This is a genomic window from Streptomyces sp. NPDC087440, assembly GCF_044744005.1.
Taxonomy (GTDB): Bacteria; Actinomycetota; Actinomycetes; order Streptomycetales; family Streptomycetaceae; genus Streptomyces.
In genome coordinates, this window is sequence record NZ_JBIUXN010000007.1 from 325,451 (window position 1) to 346,065 (window position 20,615).

The 20,615-nt window shown below is 71.8% G+C and carries 20 protein-coding genes and 1 rRNA gene; 16 read left to right on the plus strand and 5 right to left on the minus strand.

What is annotated here, in order from left to right; all coding sequences use genetic code 11:
- Positions 1-64: 64 nt before the first annotated feature.
- The 3 genes from purL to purS are packed head-to-tail and all read right to left on the minus strand — an operon-like array spanning position 65 to position 3,242.
- Positions 65-2,314 carry a phosphoribosylformylglycinamidine synthase subunit PurL gene (purL, locus tag ACIO3O_RS17685; protein ID WP_401746464.1) on the minus strand — a complete coding sequence of 750 codons (2,250 nt, stop codon included), beginning with the start codon at positions 2,312-2,314 and terminating at the stop codon, positions 65-67.
- The gene (gene purQ / locus ACIO3O_RS17690; protein ID WP_401746466.1) at positions 2,314-2,994 is read right to left on the minus strand and encodes a phosphoribosylformylglycinamidine synthase subunit PurQ; all 681 of its coding nucleotides are present in this window, start codon (positions 2,992-2,994) and stop codon (positions 2,314-2,316) included. Before purQ ends, purL begins: the two co-directional genes overlap by 1 nt.
- Entirely contained in the window at positions 2,991-3,242 is a 252-nt protein-coding gene (purS, locus tag ACIO3O_RS17695; RefSeq protein WP_401746469.1) for a phosphoribosylformylglycinamidine synthase subunit PurS, read from the minus strand. Before purS ends, purQ begins: the two co-directional genes overlap by 4 nt.
- Positions 3,243-3,539: 297 nt before the next feature.
- On the opposite strand from purS, the gene ACIO3O_RS17700 reads away from it, so the two are divergent.
- The 15 genes from ACIO3O_RS17700 to ACIO3O_RS17770 all read left to right on the plus strand — a co-directional run bounded on the left by ACIO3O_RS17700 (position 3,540) and on the right by ACIO3O_RS17770 (position 19,032).
- Positions 3,540-4,919, plus strand: coding sequence for a flavin-containing monooxygenase (locus ACIO3O_RS17700; protein ID WP_401746472.1), 1,380 nt, complete (start codon positions 3,540-3,542; stop codon positions 4,917-4,919).
- Positions 4,916-5,794 (plus strand): hypothetical protein, encoded by an 879-nt coding sequence (locus ACIO3O_RS17705; RefSeq protein WP_401746475.1) that lies wholly within the window; start codon positions 4,916-4,918, stop codon positions 5,792-5,794. The genes ACIO3O_RS17700 and ACIO3O_RS17705 overlap by 4 nt, the downstream gene beginning before the upstream one ends.
- Complete coding sequence (locus tag ACIO3O_RS17710) at positions 5,791-6,324, plus strand: hypothetical protein (protein ID WP_401746478.1); 534 nt, start codon at positions 5,791-5,793, stop codon at positions 6,322-6,324. Before ACIO3O_RS17705 ends, ACIO3O_RS17710 begins: the two co-directional genes overlap by 4 nt.
- Positions 6,321-7,808: an amidophosphoribosyltransferase gene (purF, locus tag ACIO3O_RS17715; protein WP_401746481.1), complete on the plus strand. Its 1,488-nt coding sequence runs from the start codon at positions 6,321-6,323 to the stop codon at positions 7,806-7,808. Before ACIO3O_RS17710 ends, purF begins: the two co-directional genes overlap by 4 nt.
- Complete coding sequence (locus tag ACIO3O_RS17720; RefSeq protein ID WP_401746483.1) at positions 7,805-9,610, plus strand: fatty acyl-AMP ligase; 1,806 nt, start codon at positions 7,805-7,807, stop codon at positions 9,608-9,610. Before purF ends, ACIO3O_RS17720 begins: the two co-directional genes overlap by 4 nt.
- Positions 9,607-9,900, plus strand: a complete 294-nt coding sequence (locus ACIO3O_RS17725; RefSeq protein ID WP_401746485.1) for an acyl carrier protein — start codon at positions 9,607-9,609, stop codon at positions 9,898-9,900. The genes ACIO3O_RS17720 and ACIO3O_RS17725 overlap by 4 nt, the downstream gene beginning before the upstream one ends.
- A 2-nt stretch (positions 9,901-9,902) precedes the next feature.
- On the plus strand, positions 9,903-10,214 hold the full coding sequence (locus ACIO3O_RS17730) for a DUF6506 family protein (protein ID WP_401746487.1): 312 nt from the start codon (positions 9,903-9,905) through the stop codon (positions 10,212-10,214).
- A 277-nt stretch (positions 10,215-10,491) separates the two neighbouring features.
- Positions 10,492-11,664 (plus strand): cytochrome P450, encoded by a 1,173-nt coding sequence (locus ACIO3O_RS17735; RefSeq protein ID WP_401746489.1) that lies wholly within the window; start codon positions 10,492-10,494, stop codon positions 11,662-11,664.
- A 15-nt stretch (positions 11,665-11,679) separates the two neighbouring features.
- Positions 11,680-12,690: a 3-oxoacyl-ACP synthase III family protein gene (locus ACIO3O_RS17740; RefSeq protein ID WP_401746492.1), complete on the plus strand. Its 1,011-nt coding sequence runs from the start codon at positions 11,680-11,682 to the stop codon at positions 12,688-12,690.
- Entirely contained in the window at positions 12,687-13,430 is a 744-nt protein-coding gene (locus ACIO3O_RS17745) for a glycosyltransferase (protein ID WP_401746495.1), read from the plus strand. The genes ACIO3O_RS17740 and ACIO3O_RS17745 overlap by 4 nt, the downstream gene beginning before the upstream one ends.
- Positions 13,427-14,626 carry a cytochrome P450 gene (locus tag ACIO3O_RS17750; protein ID WP_401746499.1) on the plus strand — a complete coding sequence of 400 codons (1,200 nt, stop codon included), beginning with the start codon at positions 13,427-13,429 and terminating at the stop codon, positions 14,624-14,626. Before ACIO3O_RS17745 ends, ACIO3O_RS17750 begins: the two co-directional genes overlap by 4 nt.
- Complete coding sequence (locus ACIO3O_RS17755) at positions 14,623-16,257, plus strand: class I adenylate-forming enzyme family protein (RefSeq protein ID WP_401746502.1); 1,635 nt, start codon at positions 14,623-14,625, stop codon at positions 16,255-16,257. The genes ACIO3O_RS17750 and ACIO3O_RS17755 overlap by 4 nt, the downstream gene beginning before the upstream one ends.
- Positions 16,254-17,144 carry an NAD-dependent epimerase/dehydratase family protein gene (locus tag ACIO3O_RS17760; RefSeq protein WP_401746505.1) on the plus strand — a complete coding sequence of 297 codons (891 nt, stop codon included), beginning with the start codon at positions 16,254-16,256 and terminating at the stop codon, positions 17,142-17,144. The genes ACIO3O_RS17755 and ACIO3O_RS17760 overlap by 4 nt, the downstream gene beginning before the upstream one ends.
- Before the next feature lie 41 nt (positions 17,145-17,185).
- Positions 17,186-18,250 (plus strand): phosphoribosylformylglycinamidine cyclo-ligase, encoded by a 1,065-nt coding sequence (purM, locus tag ACIO3O_RS17765; protein WP_401746507.1) that lies wholly within the window; start codon positions 17,186-17,188, stop codon positions 18,248-18,250.
- Positions 18,251-18,408: 158 nt separating this feature from the next.
- On the plus strand, positions 18,409-19,032 hold the full coding sequence (locus ACIO3O_RS17770; RefSeq protein ID WP_401746510.1) for a hypothetical protein: 624 nt from the start codon (positions 18,409-18,411) through the stop codon (positions 19,030-19,032).
- A gap of 3 nt (positions 19,033-19,035) precedes the next feature.
- On the opposite strand, the gene ACIO3O_RS17775 is transcribed toward ACIO3O_RS17770, so the two are convergent.
- Complete coding sequence (locus ACIO3O_RS17775) at positions 19,036-19,713, minus strand: TetR/AcrR family transcriptional regulator (RefSeq protein ID WP_401746513.1); 678 nt, start codon at positions 19,711-19,713, stop codon at positions 19,036-19,038.
- 115 nt (positions 19,714-19,828) lie between these two features.
- Between ACIO3O_RS17775 and ACIO3O_RS17780 the strand changes: the two genes are divergently transcribed.
- On the plus strand, positions 19,829-20,476 hold the full coding sequence (locus tag ACIO3O_RS17780; RefSeq protein ID WP_401746516.1) for a DUF5701 family protein: 648 nt from the start codon (positions 19,829-19,831) through the stop codon (positions 20,474-20,476).
- Positions 20,477-20,536: 60 nt separating this feature from the next.
- Here the strand turns inward: ACIO3O_RS17780 and rrf are convergent.
- Positions 20,537-20,615: ribosomal RNA gene (rrf, locus tag ACIO3O_RS17785) — 5S ribosomal RNA — on the minus strand; the annotation flags it as partial.

The following is a 20,615-nucleotide window of genomic DNA, read 5'->3' on the forward strand; positions in this document are numbered from 1 at the left end:
AGCCCGGCGCGCCGGCCGTGGCCGCTTCTGCCCGTGTGGGCAGGGGGCCACGGCCGGTGCCGTGTCAGGCGAAGAGTCCTGACAGGGTCTGCTCGTGTGCGTCCTTGAGTTCGTTCAGCGGGATGCTGAACTGGCCCTGGATCTCGATCTCTTCGCCGTCGACGACGCCGATGCGGTTGACGGGCAGGCCGCGTGCCCCGCACATGTCGTTGAAGCGCAGCTCCTCGCTCCGCGGGATCGATACGACCGCGCGGCCCGCCGACTCCGAGAAGAGGAACACGAACGGGTCGAGCCCGTCCGGCACGACCAGGCGTGCACCCTTGCCGCCGCGCAGGCAGGACTCGGTGACCGCCTGGATCAGACCGCCGTCGGACAGGTCGTGGGCGGCGTCGATCATGCCGTCCCGGGAGGCCGAGATGAGGATCTCGCCGAGGAGCTTCTCGCGGGCCAGGTCGACCTTGGGCGGCATCCCGCCGAGGTGGTTGTGCACGACCTCCGACCACGCCGAGCCGCCGAGTTCCTCGTGGGTGTCGCCGAGGAGGTAGAGGAGCTGGCCTTCCTGGGCGAAGGCCATCGGGGTGCGGCGGGCGACGTCGTCGATCACGCCGAGGACGGCGACGACGGGCGTGGGGTGGATCGCGGTCTCACCGGTCTGGTTGTACAGCGAGACGTTGCCGCCGGTGACGGGGGTGCCCAGTTCCAGGCAGCCGTCCGCGAGACCCCGGGTGGCCTCCGCGAACTGCCACATCACATCCGGGTCCTCGGGGGAACCGAAGTTCAGGCAGTCCGAGATGGCGAGGGGCTTGGCGCCGGTGGTGGCGACGTTGCGGTACGACTCCGCGAGGGCGAGCTGGGCGCCCGTGTACGGGTCGAGCTTGGCGTAGCGGCCGTTGCCGTCCGTCGACATCGTGACACCGAGGCCGGTTTCGGCGTCGATACGGACCATGCCCGCGTCCTCGGGCATCGCCAGCACGGTGTTGCCCTGCACGAAACGGTCGTACTGCTCCGTGATCCACGCCTTCGAGGCCTGGTTCGGCGAAGCCACCAGCTTCAGGACCTGCGCGCGCAGTTCCTCGGACGTCGCCGGACGGGGCAGCTTGTTGGCGTCGTCCGCCTGGAGGGCGTCCTGCCAGGACGGGCGGGCGTACGGGCGGTGGTACGTCGGCCCCTCATGGGCGACGGACCGTGGGGGGACGTCGACGATCTGCTCGCCGTGCCAGAAGATCTCCAGCTGGGAGCCCTCGGTCACCTCACCGATGACGGTGGCGATGACGTCCCACTTCTCGCAGATCTCCAGGAACCGGTCGACGTGCTGCGGCTCGACGATCGCGCACATGCGCTCCTGCGACTCGCTCATGAGGATCTCCTCCGGCGAGAGCGAGGAGTCACGCAGGTGCACGGTGTCCAGCTCGACGCGCATACCGCCGGAACCGGCCGACGCCAACTCCGACGTGGCGCAGGAGAGTCCGGCACCGCCGAGGTCCTGGATGCCCGCGACCAGCTTCTCCGCGAAGATCTCCAGGGTGCACTCGATGAGGAGCTTCTCCTGGAACGGGTCACCCACCTGGACGGCGGGGCGCTTGGTGGGCTTGGCGTCGTCGAAGGTCTCGGACGCGAGGACCGAGACGCCGCCGATGCCGTCGCCGCCGGTGCGGGCGCCGTACAGGATGACCTTGTTACCGGGCCCGGAGGCCTTCGCGAGGTGGATGTCCTCGTGCTTCATGACGCCGATGCAACCGGCGTTGACGAGGGGGTTGCCCTGGTAGCAGGCGTCGAAGACGACCTCGCCGCCGATGTTCGGCAGGCCGAGGCAGTTGCCGTAGCCGCCGATCCCGGCGACGACGCCGGGCAGGACCCGCTTGGTGTCCGGGTGATCTGCGGCACCGAAGCGCAGCGGGTCCACGACCGCGACCGGGCGGGCGCCCATGGCGAGGATGTCGCGGACGATGCCGCCGACACCGGTGGCCGCACCCTGGTAGGGCTCGATGTACGAGGGATGGTTGTGCGACTCGACCTTGAAAGTGACCGCATAGCCCTGGCCGACGTCGACAACACCGGCGTTCTCGCCGATCCCGACGAGCATGGCGTCGTTGGCGGGGACCTTCTCACCGAACTGCTTGAGGTGGACCTTGCTGCTCTTGTACGAGCAGTGCTCCGACCACATCACGGAATACATCGCGAGCTCAGCACCCGTGGGACGACGCCCCAGGATCTCGCGGATCTTGGCGTACTCGTCCTCCTTGAGGCCGAGTTCCTTCCAGGGCAGCTCGACGTCGGGCGTCTCGCTCGCGTGCTTGACGGTGTCCAGAGTCATCAGGCGTTGACCAGCTTCTTCAGGATCGAGGTGAAGAACCCGAGCCCATCGGTACGCCCCGTACCGATCAAAGGCTCGACAGCATGCTCGGGATGCGGCATCAGACCCACGACGTTGCCCGCCGCGTTCGTGATCCCCGCGATGTCCCGCAGCGAGCCGTTCGGATTGCCGTCCAGGTAGCGGAAGGCGACGCGGCCCTCCGCCTCCAGTTCGTCGAGCGTGTGCTCGTCGGCGACGTACCGGCCGTCCATGTTCTTCAGCGGTACGGAGATCTCCTGGCCCTGCTCGTAATCGGCAGTCCAGGCCGTCCCGGCGTTCTCCACCCGCAGCTTCTGGTCGCGGCAGATGAAGTGCAGGTGATTGTTGCGGAGCATCGCACCCGGCAGCAGGTGGGCCTCGGTGAGGATCTGGAAGCCGTTGCAGATACCCAGGACCGGCATACCGGCCTTCGCCTGCCCGATGACCGTGTCCATCACCGGCGAGAACCGCGAGATGGCGCCGGCCCGGAGGTAGTCGCCGTAGGAGAAGCCCCCGGCGAGGACCACCGCGTCGACCTGGTGGAGGTCCTTGTCGCGGTGCCACAAAGACACCGGCTCGGCGCCGGCGAGGCGGACGGCGCGCAGCGCGTCCTGGTCATCGAGCGTGCCGGGGAAGGTGACGACTCCGATACGAGAGGTCACTTCTCCTCCTCCACCCGCACGGTGAAGTCCTCGATGACGGTGTTGGCGAGGAAGGTCTCGGCCATCTCGTGGACGCGGGCGAGGGCGGCCGCATCGACCGGCCCCTCCACCTCCAGCTCGAAACGCTTCCCCTGACGGACGTCCGCGATTCCCTCGAAGCCGAGACGGGGCAGTGCACGCTGCACCGCCTGTCCCTGCGGGTCGAGAATCTCGGGCTTGAGCATGACGTCGACCACGACGCGTGCCACTGGCACTCCTCCCATAAAGCGTCTACGTAAAGGCTTTTGAGCTTCCACGTAAAAGAGCTTCGTTCGGTTCACCCCCGAGAAGGAATGTGAGGTGACTCACTTTCCGGGGCTGCCGTTCAGGCTCATTAGGCAGAAGCGGCGGCACCGAAGTCAAGTTACGACCTCATTTCTGCCGTCACTTGAAAGTCCTTGAAACTAACTGGAGTCAAGGGGCCCGGTTGTTGGAGTCTGAGGTTGGCACTTCGGGTGCATCGGGAGTGCCGAGTTCACGTCACCACCTCCAACGGGGAGCAACACGTGTCAAAACCGCAGACGGAGCCACGGCCGGTCGCCGTCATCGGAGCCGGTCCTTCTGGACTCGCCTCCCTGAAAAGCCTCAGCGACCTGAACATTCCCTGTATGGCGTACGAATCCCACTCCGACGTGGGCGGCATCTGGGACATCGAGAATCCGCGGAGTTCTGTTTACGAGAACACGCACACCATCACTTCGCGTGAGGTGACCGGCTATTCCGACCTGCCCATGAGCCGTGAGCTCCCCGACTATCCCCGCCACCGCGAGGTGCGGACCTATCTGCGGCAGTACGCCGAGCGGTTCGACCTTCGGCGCCTCATCCGGTTCGACTCCGACGTCACCAAGATCGAGCGGCTCTCCGACGGCTGGCGCGTCACCACTGCGGACGGCCACACCCAGGAACACAGCGCGCTGATCATTGCCAATGGCCACAACTGGCATCCCCACACCCCGTCGTTCGAGGGGAAGTTCGACGGGGAGATCCTGCACAGCCGTGACTACACCAACCCCGCCGAGCTCCGCGGGAAGCGGGTGCTCGTCGTCGGCGCGGGCAACTCCGGCTGCGACATCGCGGTGGAGGCCGCGGGGGTCACCGACGATGTCGCCATCAGCATGCGACGGGGTTACTACTTCTTCCCGAAGTTCATCTTCGGAAAGCCGGCGGACCAGGTCTCGGAATCGAGCCAGAACTTCCGTCTGCCCGCCCCCGTGGCACGGTTCGTCTACCGGACGATGCTGAAGCTGAGCATCGGCAGCCCCGAACAGTTCGGGCTGCCCAAGCCCGATCACGAGCCGCTGGAATCACCGCCGATCGTCAACTCCCTGCTGCCGTACTACTGCGCGCACGGGCGGGTGAAGGTGCGCCCCGCTCCCGTCCGGTTCGACGGAAAGTTCGTGGAATTCTCCGACGGTACGTCCGAAGAATTCGACACGATTATTCTCGCGACCGGATTCAGAATTCACATTCCGTTCATCGAGGAGCAGCACCTCGACTGGGTCAAGGGGCGGCCGGACTTCTACCTGCTCGCCTTCTCGCCGCGCTACGACGACCTTTTCATCGCGGGAATGACCGACGGAACCGGCGGTCACTTCCCGACCGTGGAACTCCAGTCGAGGGTGATCGCCGCCTACCTCAAGGCGCGGGAGACCGACCCGGAGACGGCCCGCGCGTTCGACGAGAAGAAGCGTCGCCGGGGCGTGGACCTCACCGGCGGCATCAAGTTCCTCGACTCGCCGCGCAACCTCACCCAGTTCGAGCTGCTCACCTACCTCCGGGTGCTCCGCGACCACCTGGCGCTGCTCGGCGGCCAGGACACCACGTACGCACACCGGCCCTCCCTGCTGGAGCAGGCCGCAGCGCTCTTCCAGGGAGGCCGCAAGTGAAGACCCTCGGCGCGTCACTGCTGATCGACGTACAGAAGGACGTCCTCGACGAAGTCCTGGTCGGTATTCCCTACAACAGCGCCTCACAGTTCCACGAGTACTTCGGCACCCGGGCCGCCCCGCCGCGCTTCGGGCTGTCCTGCGCCTGGCAGTCCTTCGCCGCCGGGCGCATGGTGGCCGAGCGGACCGGCGTCACCGCCGAGTACCTGATCGACGGGCGGCACGTCGCCGCCGTCTACCGGGGGCACGACGGCGTCGTCATCCTGGACCCCTACCTCCTGCACGGCGAGCCGCTGCGGCTCGACCGCTCGGCCGCGGTCGACGGTGTGGTGCGCGTGGTCGTCGACGCCTATCCGTACCGCGTACGGGCGAACGGGAGCACGGCCCCCGGCCGGGCCCGGGCCACCTGGACGCTCGACGACGACGTCATTCGCCTCGACTACCTGCGCTTCAGCCCGCGACGCGGGCACAACGTGGCGTCCCGGTCATTCACCATGCGGCCCGAGTCGCAGCTGGCGACCGTGCCCCCGCCCGCGGACTGGATACGCCCGCTGCTGGTCCACCCCGAGCAGCACAGCGTCTCCGTACGGGTGCTCCACCCGGCCACCCGGCAGATGGCCGAGCTGATCCTGCCGTTGGCCGGCAAGCCCGCGGGCATCGCCGAGGACCGGGCGCTGCTGATCACCAAGGACAACCAGGGCGCGGTCGCCACCCACGGCCAGGCCCACTTCCAGCGCGACCTGGAGGTCGTGGCCGACGCGGTGTCCGCGCCGCAGGACGAAGTGATCGCGTTCCTGCTCGAAGCGGCGGCCATCCACCGCGCCGCCGCCCCCGCCGAGCTGAACCTGGCGCCCTACTCCCTGGAGGACGAATGACCGCCGCCGCCGCGACCGAGACGGTACGGCAGACCCGGTCGTACTTCCTCGCGGGCACCATGCAGGGAGCGCGCACCGGCGCGCACCTCACCGACCAGTCCTACCGGGAGCAGCTCACCGACTGCCTGCGCGCCCGGCGGCCCGACGCCGTCATCAACGACCCCGGTGTCGTGATGGCCGAATGGCTCGGCTCGCACCCGGCCGACGTACGGGCCGCACACGCGGCGCTCGCCGACCAGCCGGTCGTACGTCACGACGAACTCGCCCCCGAGCTGCGGGAGTTGACCGAGCTGTTCCACCGGCTCACCCGGCTGGCCGCCGAGAGCGACGTCTGCGTGGCCTGGCTGCCCGGCCACGAGCCCAGCATGGGCACCGCCGCCGAGATGCTCTCCGCGCACCGGGCGGGACGCACCGTCGTCACCATCACGGACATGCGGCAGAACCTGGCGGTGCTCTCCTGCTCCACCGTGATCCTGCCGGACCTCGCAGCCTTCACCGCCTGGCTGGACGCGGGCGGAGACGTCTCATGAACGCGGGCCCGCACGACGCCGACAAGCCCCGTGAGGCCTGCGGCATCGCCGGTGTGTGGGGCCCCTCGGGCCCGCACGCCGCCCCGGTGCGGGAGATGCTCGTCGCCCTCCAGCACCGGGGCCAGGAGAGCGCCGGAATCGCCGTCGGCACGGGCGACGCCCTGATCGCCCGGCACGGTGCGGGCACCGTCGCCCAGGCCCTCCCCGACCTCGACGGGCTCCCCGAGGGCCCGGTGGCGGTCGGCCACGTCCGGTACGCCACCCACGGCGCCCGGGACGGCCTGGCCGGTGCCCAGCCGGTGATGCTGGACGGGCCGCCGCTGGCGCTGGCCCACAACGGCACGCTGGTGGACCCGCACACGGCCCCCGGCGCCGACGCCGTGGACCCCGCGCTGTGGTCCACCGACAGCGAACTCCTCGCCCGGCTGCTGCTCGCCGAGCGCGCGGCGCGGGGCGTGGACGTCCCCACGGCACTGCACGAGGTGCTGCCGAGGCTGCGGGGCGCGTACGCCCTCGTCCTGACCGACGGCGAGAACCTGTACGGCGTCCGCGACCCGCACGGGTTCCGCCCGCTGGCCCTCGGCAGGCGCGGCGACACCTGGCTGCTGGCCTCCGAGACGGCCGCCCTCACCGCCGTCGGCGGCGAGGTGGTCCGTGAACTGGAGCCCGGGGAGGTGCTGTCCATCGGCGCCCACGGCACGGCGAGCAGCCGCATCGAGGTGCCGGACGCGAAGACGGCCGCCTGCCTCTTCGAGTACGTCTACTTCGCCCGCGCCGACTCCACGCTCTCCGGCCGCAGCGTCTACCGGGCGCGCTACCGGGCGGGCCAGGCCCTGGCCGACCACGCGCCGGTCGGCGGATCGCCGCGCCCGGTCGTCGTGGCCACCCCGGAGACCGCCCGGGTCGCCGCCGACGGCTACGCCGAGCGGGCCGGACTCTCCGTCGTCCAGGGCCTGTTGCGGCCCGGAGCGGTCGGCCGCAGCTTCATCGCCGGTGATCCGGCGGCCCGGGAGAACACGGTGCGGCGCAAGCTCGCCCCCGTGGCGGACGCCGTCGCCGGGCAGCGGGTGGTCCTCGTGGACGACTCGCTCGTACGGGGCACCACGATGCGCACGGTGACCCAGTTGCTGCGCGAGGCCGGTGCCACGGAGGTGCACCTGCGGGTCGCCTCCCCGCCGTACCGGTGGCCCTGCTTCTACGGCATCGACACCGGACGCCCCGAGGAACTGCTCGCCCAGCGGATGCCGATCACCGAGATGGCGGAGCGGCTCGGCTGCGACAGCGTGGCGTTCCTGTCGCTGGACCTGCTCACCGAGGCCGTGGGGGGCGACTCCTCCGGCTACTGCACCGCCTGCCTGACCGGCCGCTACCCGACCGCCGTCCCGGCCGCCTTCCCGGCGCCCCTGTCCTCGTCCGTGCCGGGGGTCAGCCCCGGCGTCGCCCTGGCGTCCCGAGCCACCACCGAACAAGGAGCACAGCAGTGAACACCCCCACCGAGGCGACCGCGACCCGGCCGCCGGCCCCGGCGCACAGCGGTCGGGAAGCACGCACCATCGTCGAGGCCCTGTTGACCCGCACCACCGGCCCCGACGCGGACCGTCCGGTGGTCACGGCGCTCGACGCGTCGGGCGAGGTGATCGAGGCCCTGAACCCGGTCGAACTCGACCTGCGGGCGCGGGCGTTGGCCGCCGTACTGCGCGAGACCGGCAGCGCCGGGGACCGCGTGATCGTGCCCGCCCTGCCCGGGCTCGACTTCCACATCGGCTTCCTGGGCTGCCTGTACGCGGGCATGATCGCCGTACCGGTGCCCGCGTTCCGTACCGCGGCCAGGGCGGGCACCACCACCCGCGCCGAACGCCTGGAGTCGATCTGCGGCGACTGCGCCCCGTTGGCCGTGCTCGTCTCCACCGCGCAGGACGCCGAGGAGGCCGACGCCGACCTGCTGCCCGGGGTGCGCTGGGTCTCCGTACGCCAGGACGACCCCGCGCCCGACGCGGCCCCGCTGCCGGACGCGGCCGCGCTCGACCCGGCGGCCACGGCACTGCTCCAGTACACGTCGGGGTCCACCGGGGATCCGCGCGGCGTGATCGTCGGCCACGGCAACCTGGTCGCCAACCAGGCCGCGATGCGCGACCGTTGCGAGGTCGAGCCGACCACCACCATCGTCAGCTGGCTGCCGTTCTTCCACGACATGGGGCTGTGCACCGCCGTGGTGCTGCCGCTGGTCTCCGACGCCCGTACGGTCACCATGGAACCGGCGACGTTCGTCCGCGACCCGAAGGTGTGGCTGCGTGCCATCGCCGCGGAGGACGACGTGTTCACCGCCGCACCCGACTTCGCGTACGACATGTGCGTCAACCGGGTGTCCGAGGAGGCGCGGGCCGCCCTCGACCTCTCCACCTGGCGGGTCGCGGTCAACGGTTCGGAGCCGGTGCGGGCCGCCACCCAGCAGCGGTTCGCCGAGGCGTTCCGGGTGAGCCTCTTCCGGGAGGAGACCTTCTCCCCCGGGTTCGGGCTCGCGGAGTGCACCCTCGCGGTGAGCCTGAGCCCCTCCCTGGTGCCCACGGTCGTGGGCCGGTACGAGCGCGACGCGCTCGCGGAGGGCAAGGCGGTCCTGACCACCGTCGCGGGCGAGGCCGTCGAACTCGTCGGCTGCGGAACCGCGGTGAACGACGTCACGATCGCCGTCGTCGACCCGCAGACCCACCACGTCCTCGCCGACCGCGTCGTCGGCGAGATCTGGGTCGACTCCCCCGGCAACTGCGGCGGCTACTGGGGGCGCGAGCAGGAGTCGGCGGAGACCTTCGCCGCGCAGGTGGCCGGGGACGAGGGCGCTGCCGGGCGGACGTACGTCCGCACCGGGGACCTCGGCTTCGTCGACGGGGGCGAGCTGTTCGTCACCGGCCGCATCAAGGACGTACTGATCATCGGCGGGGAGAACTACTTCCCGCAGGACGCCGAGGCCGTCGCGCTGGACTCCCACCCGGCCTTCGCCCAACAGCGCGCCGCCGCCTGGCCGCTCGGCGAGGACGACCGGGGCGTGGCGGTGGTCCTGGAGACCATCGTGCGGGACGCGGACGAACTCGCCGCCGCGGTCCGCGCCGCGGGCATCGCCGTCGCGAAGGTGCTGCCCGCCGCCGTCAGCGTGTACGCGGTGCCGCGCAACAAGATCCCCCGTACGACGAGCGGGAAGATCCGCCGCCGTTCGTGCGCGGAGCAGGTCAAAAACGGAGAACTGGTGCCGCTGGCCCAGTGGTCCAGCCGACGGACGGAGAGCACGGCATGAGCACCGCACAGGACATCACCGCCGAACTGGTGACGGAGCGGCTGCGCCTGGCGGTGGCCGAACTCCTGGAGATGGAACCGGCCGAACTCGACCCGGAGGTACCGCTGAGCGCCTTCGGCATCGACTCGATGACGAGTTCCGTCCTGGTCGCCGACCTGGAGAAGTGGTACGGCGTCCAGCCGTCCACCGGCCCCGCCCTGGGCAGGCTGAACCTGGCCGAAGTGGCCGACGAAGTAGTGGCAGAGCTGGCCCGGTCTCCCCGGTTGCCCCAGCAGATCAAGGAGCGATAAGCATGGCACTCGACGCCTTCGGATTCCTCTTCACCGGACGCGGGCTCGACCCCGACCAGGACCGGTCCGTGATCGAGCGCGACGGCTTCCGTGCCGTCCTGGTCGGCATGGCGGACCCCGCGCAGGCGCCCGCGGTGGCGGCCGCCCTGGTCGACGAGGGCATCCAGCTCATCGAACTGTGCGGCGGCTTCGGCCCCGTGTGGACCGCCAAGGTCATCGAGGCCACCAAGTCCCGGGTGCCGGTCGGCTCCGTCGGGTACGGGCCCGAGTCGATCGACGGCATGGCAGCGCTCTTCCCTCCCCAGGCGGGCTGACCCCCCGGCCCCGCCTCCTGCCGCAGGGCCCTTCCCTCCCTCCCCCTGAAGGGGGAAGGGCCCCGCGGCGGGCCATCCCCGCGGCGGGCCACGACACGACCGGCAGGCCCCGGGGCTCCCGCAGTCCGCACGACGACGCATCCGGCAGGCCCCGCCTCCACCGGTCCGCACAGCGACGCATCCGGCAGGCCCCGCCTTCACCGGTCCGCACAGCGACGCATCCGGCAGGCCCCGGCCCCCGCGGTCCGCACGACGACGAGATGGATCACCCACACCCATGAACCGCGCCGAGCTGCACGAACTTCGCGTGCTGGCAGCCAGCCGTCCCGTTCTCCCGCTCCTGCTCCACGCCGGCCGACTGGCCCGGCCGCTGAAGTACGTGCCCCGCATCGGCTGGCTGACCGCCGACGCGGCGACGGCGCGGGCCGTCCTCACCGACCAGAAGAACTTCACCGTCCTGGACCGGGGCGGCGTCGGCCGGCTCTGGGCCCAGCTCCTGGGCGACTGGGTCGACGACCTCTTCGACGGGGAGGGGCACCGGGCCCTGCGCGCCGGCACCCGCGAGCTCTTCGGCGAGAGCGCCGCCCGCGACCTGGTCGACCGCACCATCGGCCCCCGGCTCGCCGAGGCCCGCGCCCAGCTGGCCGCCGGCCGGCCCGTGGACGTCGCGGCCCTGGGCCGGGCGGTCGTCGGCCGGATCGTCACCGAGCTGCTGCGGGTCCCCGTCACCGGCACCGACGACGCGGCGTACGAACGCGTCTTCGCCACCGCCCGCGAACTGGCCGCCCTCTCCCTCGAAGCCTCCGCGGGCGGCGACCTGACCCCGGCGACCGTGGCCCGCGGCCGGGACATCGTCGGCAGGCTCACCGGCCACGTGGAGAAGATCTGGCACACCGAGTCCCCCGACCACCTCATCGGGCTCTGCCGCGAGGTCGGCCTGGACGCCGGGCGGACGGCCGGAATGGCGGCGCTGGTGGGCATCGCGGCCACCGAGACCGCGGCGAGCGCGATCACCAGGACCGTGGCCCTGCTCCACGACACCGGCGAGCAGCACACGCTGGTGGCGGCGCCCGACCGGGTCCCGGACGCGGTCCGCGAGGGCCTGCGGGTGACCGCCCCCGCCCCGGTCATCGGCAGGACGGTCCGCCACGACGTACGGCTCGCCGGCCGGACCCTCAGGGCCGGTGACCGGATCACCCTGCTCAACTACACCGCCAACAGCCTCACCGGAGGGTTCCGGCTGGACCGGCCCGCCGAACCGGCCAACCGCCAGCTGTGGTTCGGCGCCGGCCGCCACCACTGCCTGGGCTCCGCGATAGCCCGGGCGGAGATCGGCCGGACCCTGGAGACCCTGACTGCCGTCGGGCGGCCCTGGCGGGTGGTGGAGCGCCGCTACAGCCGCCGCGTGGTCATTCCTTCGTACGACCGGCTGACCGTGACCCTCGTCTGACGGGAGACCAGCTCCATGCCTCACACCCACGCCCGGCTCGCCGGGGTGACGGTCCACCTGCCCGAAGCCGTCCGTTCCACGACGGAGACCGAGCACCGGGTGGCCGCCTCCAGCGCCGGATTCAGACCACCGCCCGGCCTGGTCCACCGCCTCACCGGCGTCGAACGGCTGCACACCATGCCCGACGACTGGCAGGCGTCCGATCTGGCCGCGGCCGCCGCCCGCAAACTGCTCGCCGAGACGGGAACCGACCCCGGCAGCATCGACCTGCTCATCTTCGCCGCCGCCAGCCAGGACATGATCGAACCGGCGACCTCCCACATGGTCGCCGACCAACTGGACCTGCGCTGCCCCGTCTTCGACGTGAAGAACGCCTGCAACAGCGTGCTCAACGCGCTGGAGACCGCGCACGCCCTCATCGCCCAGGGCTCCTACCGCCGCGTTCTCGTCGCCTGCGGCGAGTCCCCCTCGCGCGCCGTCCGCTGGTCGGTGCCCGACCTGCGCACCTACCTCTCGGCGATCCCCGGCTACACCATGTCCGACGCGGGTGCGGCGCTCCTGGTCGAGGCGTCCGACGAACCCGGCGTCCTCGGCAGCGGGTTCACCGCCGACTCCCGGTCCTGGAGCGTCGGCACGCTGGCCTCCGGAGGCTCCGCCCATCCCCGGGGCGACGAACACACCTACTTCCGCCTCGACGGTGTGGGGCTGCGCCGCGCCTTCGAACAGCTCGGCCCGCAGATCCTCGACGACACCCTGGAGCGTCTCGGTGTCGGCTGGCAGGACATGGCCGCCATCTGCGTCCACCAGGTGTCCAAGCCCTACCTCGACCAGCTCGCCGACCGCTTCGGGCTGCCCCTGGACAAGATCACCGTCACCGTCACCGAGCACGGCAACACGGCCGCGGCGAGCCTGCCCCTCCAACTCGTACGGGCCCGCGAGAGCGGGCGGGCCGAAGTCGGCGACCTCGTCGCCCTGGTCGGCCTGGCCGGCGGCATCAGCATGGGAATGAGCGTGATCCGACTGTGAACCTCTGGGTAGTCGTCCCCGCGTACAACGAGGCGCCGGGCATCACCGCGACGCTGCGGGCCCTCGCCGCCCAGACCGACCGCGACTTCACCCTCGTCGTGGTGGACAACAACTCCACCGACGGCACCTCCGACGTCGTCAAGGGGTTCGGCTTCCCCGGCGGCCTGCACCTCGTCCACGAGTCCCGCAAGGGCACCGGGGCCGCCGCCGACACCGGCATGCGTTACGCCATCGCGCACGGCGCCACCCACCTGGCCCGTACCGACGCCGACTGTCTGCCCGCCGCCGACTGGACCGCCCGGGTGCGGGCGGCCTTCGACGACGGTCTCCAACTGGTCGCGGGCCGCCTGCGCCCCCGTACCGACGAGGCACCGCTGCCGCCGCTGCGCCGCGCGGCACTCGTCGGCGCCACCGAGATCGCGGCGCTCTTCGGACGGTTCAGGCCGGGCAACCGCGGCCCGGACTACCTGGGCCCGTACGTGATGGCGCCGGGCTGCAACATGGCCGTCGCGGCCGACCTGTACGAGCGCGCCGGCGGCTTCCCCCGCACCGCGATCGAAGAGACCCACGAGGACCGGGCGCTGGTCAACGCGGTCCGCAAGCTGACCCCCGCGTACGGGGTACGGCGCGACGTGCGTGTCGCCGGGTCCGCCCGGCGGGTCCGCGCCTGGGGTCTGCGCCGCACGCTCGGCTGGTACGCCGACCACCGGTACCGGCCCGAGGTGGTGGACATCCGATGACGACGGTCCTCGCCCCGCCCGACAACCCGTGGGAGCAGCGCCTCCAGAACGCCGCGCACCCCGTCGCTTACCGTCTGCTGCGGGCCGTCGGCTCGCGCGGTCCCGTGGTGCGCGTGCCGCGCGTCGGCGTGGTCGTCAGCGACGCCGCCCTCGCCCGCGACGTGCTGTGTGACACCGAGCACTTCACCAAGACGGGGCCGGGCTCGCCCGCCGACCTGTGGACCCCCGTGCTCGGCCCCTCCGTGCTCCTCAACATGGAGGGACCCGACCACACGGCACTGCGCCGCCGCCTCTCCGGGCTCTTCACTCCCGGGTACGTCGCCGAGCTCTGCGCCCGTGTCCTGACCCAGCCGCTCGCCGAACTCGCCGACCGGCTGCGTGCGGGCGAGGAGGTCGACCTGGTCCGCGTCGCCCAGACCTGTGCGGGCGCGGCCATCTGCGAGATCGTCGGCATGCCGGTCGATCCGGGCCGGTTCGCCGCGGCACACGCCCAGGCTGCCGAGGTCACCGGGATGGTGCGACTGTGGCGGCACTCCATGACGGGCCGTCAAATCACTCGGGCCCGTGCGGTGTTGGGGAATCTGACGGCCGCCGCGGTGACCGCCTACCGCGAGGGCTCCGAGGAGACCCTGCCGGGCCGCCTGCGCGGACTGGGCCTCAGCGAGGAGGAGGCCAGAGGGGCCGTCGGCGCCTTCCTCCTCACCGGCACGGAGACCCTGGTCTCCTTCATCCCGCGCCTCGTCGCGCTCTGCCACGACACCGGCCGACTGAACGGTCCCGGACTCCTGAGCGGGGACGACAGCCACGCGGGTCCCGGCCTGGACGCCGTCGTCGAGGAGGCGCTGCGCGTCACCGTGCCCTCGCCGGTGATGCTGCGCAGCGTCGCCGCCGCGACCACCGTCGGCGGCGTCCCGGTGGCGGCCGGAGACCGCGTCGTCATCGCGACCCTGCTGTGCGCGCAGGCGTACGGTCCCTTCGCCCCCGAGCGCCCCCACCCGCCGGAACTGCGCCGCCTCTGGTTCGGCGCGGGCCCGCACTTCTGCCTGGGAATGCCCCTGGCCATGGCCCAGGTGCACGCCGTACTGAACACCGTCCTCGCCGCCGGGCCCACCGAGATCACCGGCCGCCGCGCGGCCCGCCGCGTCCTGATCCCCGGGTACGCCCGGCTCGACCTGAAGCTCCGGAGCCCGCAGTGACCGAGTCGCCCGACACCCGCACCACGCCGGGCCCCGACCCTCGCACCACGCCGGGCCCCGGCACCGGAACGGACCTCCTGAGCGCCCTGTTCGACAGCGCCGCCCGGCAGGGCCCCGCCCCCGCCCTCACCGGCCCCGACGGCCGCACCCTCAGCTACGCGCAGCTCACCCGCGCCGTGCTGGCCACCGCGCACCGGCTGCGCGAGGCGGGCATGGAGCGCGGGGACCGGGTCCTGTTCTCCGTACGCCCGGGGCCGGACGGCGTCGTCCTGGCCCTGGGCGTGATCGCGGCAGGCGGCACGGTGGTGTTCGCCGACCCCGGCACAGGCCCCGAACTGTTCTCCGCACGCTTCCAGTTGGCCGCTCCCCGCTGGGCGGCCGCCGAGTCGCTGCTGTACGCGGTGGCCCGGTACGGCCGTACGCTCGCCCGCCGACGCGGGCTGCTCCTGCCCTCGTACCACCGGCTCGGCGTGCGCCACATCTACGCGGGCCGACGGCTGCCCGGGGTGCCCGCCCGCGCCCTGTCGGCGCGCAGGCTCGCCGCCGGTCCGGCCCCGGCCGTACGACCGCCCGCCGACCCGGAGCAGGAGGCGCTCGTCGTCTTCACCTCGGGCACCACCCGCGCGCCCAAGGCGGTGGTCCACACCCGCGGTTCGCTCGGCGCGGGCCTGGCGGGCTGCGGCGACGCCCTGGGCATGCGGGGCAGCGACGTCCTGCACACCGACCAGCTCATGATGGGCATCCCGGCGCTGATCGCCGGGGCCCACTGGACCATGCCGCCGTACGGTTTCGCACCGTCGGCCGACCCCGCACGGTTCGCCCGCGGACTGGCGGACGCCACCCACGCGTTCTGCGTACCCGCCGACCTCCCCGCGGTCGTCGAGGCCGTCGAGCGGGGCGAGGCGGCCCTGCCCGCGACGCTGCGCCTCATCGTCCTCGGCGGCGCACCGGTGCTGCCCGGCCTGCTGCGCCGCGCGGGACGCGCCCTGCCGGGGGTGGACTTCCTCGCGGTGTACGGCATGACCGAGATCGTGCCCGTCGCCGTGGCCACCGGCCGGGAGAAGACGGAGCACACCGGCCCCGGGGACCTCCTCGGCACCCCGCTGCCCGGCGTCGGCGTACGCACCGCCCCGGACGGCGAACTGCTGGTGTCGGGGCCGAACCTGTGCCGCGGCTACCTCGGCGAGCCACCGATGCACGAACACGCCACCGGGGACCTCGCCCGGCTGGAGAGCGGGCGACTGGTGTTGCTCGGCCGGAAGAAGGACATGCTGATCCGCGGACGTACGAACATCTACCCCGGCCTGTACGAACCGGCCGTCACCGCCCTGCCCGGCGTCGCGGAGGCCGTCATCGTGGGCGTCCCCGACCGCTACGGCGACGAACGGGTCGTCCTGACCGTGACCCCGGACGGCACCGAGCCCGCCGGCTCCCTCGCCCCGGCCGTACGTGCACAGCTCCCCGCCCTCATCGACGCGGCCGCGCTCCCGGACGAGGTCGTCGTCCTGGACCGCATCCCCGCGGCGGGCCGCTCCCGCAAACCGGACCGCGCGGCACTGCGGGAACGACTGAGCGAGCGCGTCTCCGTGGCCGCCGCCTCGGCCCCGTCAACGGCGGAGGAGACGTCATGAGGATCGCCGTGACCGGAGCGCGCGGATTCGTCGGTGGCGCGGTGTGCCGCGCGGCGGCCGACCGGGGCTGGACGGTCCACGCGCTCACCCGCACCGACTGGAACCTCACCACCGGCCCCTGGCCCGGGGCGCCCCGGGTGGACGCGGTGGTGCACGCCGCCGCAGCCGTCGGCGACTGGGGCCCGCCCGCTCCGGTCTGGCACGCCAACCTCACCGGCACCCGGAACGTGGCGGCGTCCTTCCCCGGCGCACGCCTGGTCCACATCTCCACCGCCAGCGTCTACGACCCGTTCGTGCCCACCGTGCTGGCCGACGAGGAACTGGCCCCGGTCCGCCGCTACCTCACCCCGTACGCGGCCTCCAAGGCAGCCGCCGAACGGGCACTGTCCGGCCGACCGGACACCGTCGTCCTGCGCCCGCACGCCGTCTACGGCCCGGGCGACCGCACGCTCCTGCCCCGCGTGCTGGGCGCGGTGCGCGGCGGCCGCCTGCTGCTGCTGCCGGGCGACGGCACCGCCCTCCAGTCGCTCACCCACATCCGCAATCTGACCGACGCGGCACTGCTGGCCTGCGACGGGGCCACGGCACCGGGTACGTACAACATCGCCGACGCGGACCCCGTCCCCATCGGCGAAGCCCTGCGCGACCTGCTCGCGGCACGCGGCCTGCGCGTACAACTGCGCCCGCTGCCGAAGGGCGCCGCGTCCTGGGCCGCCACCGCGGCGGAGACCGCCTGGCGACTGGCCCGGCGGCCCGGCCCGCCGCGCATCACCCGGTACGCGATCAGCCACCTCGCCGAGGAACGGACCCTCGCCCTGGACGCGGCCCGCAAGGGCCTCGGCTTCCACCCCGCCCCGACGTCGTTCGACGACGCGGCTTCGTGGTGACACCACCCCGCTCGCCCCAACTCCCCGAAAGCGACCCGCGCATGACGACCTCCCCCTCCACCTACGCGTCCGCGGGCGTCGACATCGAAGCCGGCGATCGCGCCGTGGAGCTGATGAAGGAGTGGGTGAAGAAGACGAAGCGTCCCGAGGTCCTGGGTGGCCTCGGCGGGTTCGCCGGTCTCTTCGACGCCTCCGCCCTCCGGCGCTACGAGCGTCCGCTGCTCGCCTCCGCGACCGACGGTGTCGGTACGAAGGTCGATCTCGCCCGGCAGATGGGCGTGTACGACACCATCGGCCACGACCTCGTCGGCATGGTCGTGGACGACCTCGTCGTCTGCGGCGCGGAGCCGTTGTTCATGACCGACTACATCTGTGTCGGCAAGGTGCATCCCGAGCGTGTCGCCGCGATCGTCAAGGGCATCGCCGAGGGCTGTGTGCTGGCCGGGTGCGCCCTGGTCGGCGGCGAGACGGCGGAGCACCCGGGCCTGCTGGGCCCGGACGACTTCGACGTGGCGGGCGCGGGCACCGGTGTCGTGGAGTACGACCGGCTGCTGGGCGCGGACCGGATCCGGGAGGGCGACGCGGTGATCGCGATGGCCTCCTCCGGTCTTCACTCCAACGGGTACTCGCTCGTGCGGCACGTCGTGTTCGACCGTGCGGGCTGGTCCCTGGACCGGGAGGTGGCCGAGTTCGGCCGCACCCTCGGTGAGGAGCTGCTTGAGCCGACGAAGATCTACTCGCTGGACTGCCTGGCCCTCACCCGTACCGCCGAGGTCCACGCGTTCAGCCACGTCACCGGCGGCGGCCTGGCCAACAACCTGGCCCGGGTCATCCCGGAGCACCTGCACGCTACGGTCGACCGTTCCACCTGGACCCCCGGCGCCGTCTTCGACGTCGTCGGCCAGGCCGGCCAGGTCGAGCGCCTGGAACTGGAGAAGACCCTCAACATGGGCGTCGGCATGATCGCCGTCGTCCCCCAGGAATCGGTCGACGTCGCCCTCGCCACCCTGGAGGACCGGGGCGTCGAATCCTGGGTCGCGGGCGAAATCCTGGCCCGCGGCGATCACCACGCCCCGGCCTCACTGACCGGCACCCACCGCCACTGACTCCCCCGCCCAACGGGCCCGCCTGGACGCGACCTGCTGGGGGCAAGACGTTCCGGACAGTCGACCTCCGTGTCAACCGGCTGTCCGGAAGGCCGCCAACTCCTGGTGACCAGCAGGGCTGTTGGCTACGGCGGTCCTCCCAACCTCCGGGAGGGCCAGTGAGCGCAGGGTTCCCGAGTCCACCGCCGACGCCCCCACGCCCCGGCCCGCCGTCCCTGTGGCAGCGCCTCTCCAGCCACCAGCACTTCCCTGTCTGGCTCACCATGTTCGCCGCCCTCCCGGCGGCAGTGATCACAGCCGCGGCCACCCTCGCGACGGGCGGCAACCGCGCAACACCCCCGCCGAACACGGCAGCGGGCGCCCAGCCGGGCTCCTCGACCGAAGGACGGCCCCCTGCCGCTTCCGCACCGGCTCCGGGGGCCGGTTCCAGCAGCGGTACGTCCACCCCTCCGGGGGCACCGCCCGCCGACGACCCCGCCACCACCAGCCCCTACCAACCCGCCTCCCCACAGCGGCCGTTGAAGCTCCCCGCCTCGGACGGGACCAGCTTCCACTACACCCTGGCCGAACTCGACAAACCCTTCGTGAAACCCTTCGCGCAGCTCAACGCCCCGTCCCTGGACGGGGCCGAGGTCAACTACACGGCCAGCACCGAAACCGTGGTCGACGGCCCGCACATGATCGGCGCCGCGGACAACACGCCCGTCGGCCTCGCGGACCGCAGGCCCGCCACACCCGAGAACTGCGAGGCCGTCGCCACGTCCGGGGCGGACCGGACCTGAAGTTCACGATGACGATCTGGAAGCAGTCCTCACCGCGTAATCACCGAAGGACGCCTCCAGCAGACCGAAGACCCGCCTCCCGTCCTCCGCCACCTCGGCAGCCACCTCGTCCGCCGACCGGCCCGCCAGGGTCAGCCGCATGATGCGCTGGAACAACGCCCTTTGCACGGAGCCCAGTTGGGCGGCAACAACGTACGTCCCGAAGTCGTCACCCGCGACACCGGCCTCCTCCGCCAGGACGTGGGCGAGGGCCTCCTCCCGCTGGTCGTGCAGATCACGCAGGCGGGTCGTGAGGGTCGGGCTGTCGGCGATCATCCGGCAGAACCGCTCCCCCGCGAAGCCGATCACGGGGTCCCGGCGCTCGACCCCGGCGAGGAACTCCCGCCGCAGCGCGGCGAGCGCGGACTCCCCCACGCCCCGCCCGGCGACCGCACGCGCGAGCCCGGCGACGAACTCCCCCTGGTGGTCGAGCGCCAGGTCCTCCTTGCGGGCGAAGTAGTTGGTGACCGTCTTCTTGGCCACCCGGGACGCCACCGCGATGTCCGCGATGGTGGTCGCCTCGAAGCCCTTCTCCATGAACAGCCGGGTCGCATGGTCCGAGATGAGCTGCCTCGTCTCGTACTTCTTGGACTCCCGAAGCCCCATGGCGGGCCCTGCCTCAACGCTCGTCCCTGTACGCATACGAAGAATCTTACCTCCGACGTAAATTTACCCTTGACCACGCGGACAGTCGCGGCGTAACTTTACGTCGCACGTAAATTTCCCACAAGGCTACTTCTCCGAGAGGGTGCTGCCCATGCAGGTTGCCGACGTGAGCAACGAGTTCGACCGCCAGGTCCAGACACTGCTGTCCCAGGGGTACGCGCCCCTGGCCGGCCGAACCGAGGCCGAGTTCCGTGAACTCGTCGAGCCGCTGCGCGCGCAGGTGACGAAACGGGCGGAGCCGATGGCCGCGCCCACCGCGGAGCGCGTGCCGTTCCTCCTGGTGGTGACGCGCGAACTGGTCGCCGTCGAGGAATCACTACCGCTGACGACGCTGGCGGGGAAGACGAAACCGGGGGTCATCGAGTGGACCTTCAAGCCGGGCGAGCTGGAGCAGTTCGTCACGGTGAAGGAGTCGGGGGCACCGGACTCACCGGTGTACGTCGTCTTCGACGTGGAGCGCGGCGAGGAGTTCTGCTCGGCGGTCCCGCTGGACGCGATGGCAGCCCTGAAATCGCGCGCCCGGACGGGGCTGACGCTGGAGGAGGGCATTGCCCTGCTCACGCAGTTCCCGGAAACCCTCGCGAAGAACAAGTGCTATTCGCTCTCGGGATCGCGCCGCGAGAAGGACAAGCGGGTGCCGGCTCTCTGGATCAGCAAGGGCGCCCCGAAACTGGGCTGGTGCTGGCAGGGCAACCCGCACACCTGGCTGGGTATGGCCTCGGCAGGTGAAAGGGCATGACCCTGTAAACGCAGAAAAGCCCCGCACCAATGGTGCGGGGCTTTCCCGTTATCAAAATTTGTTCGGCGGCGTCCTACTCTCCCACAGGGTCCCCCCTGCAGTACCATCGGCGCTGAAAGGCTTAGCTTCCGGGTTCGGA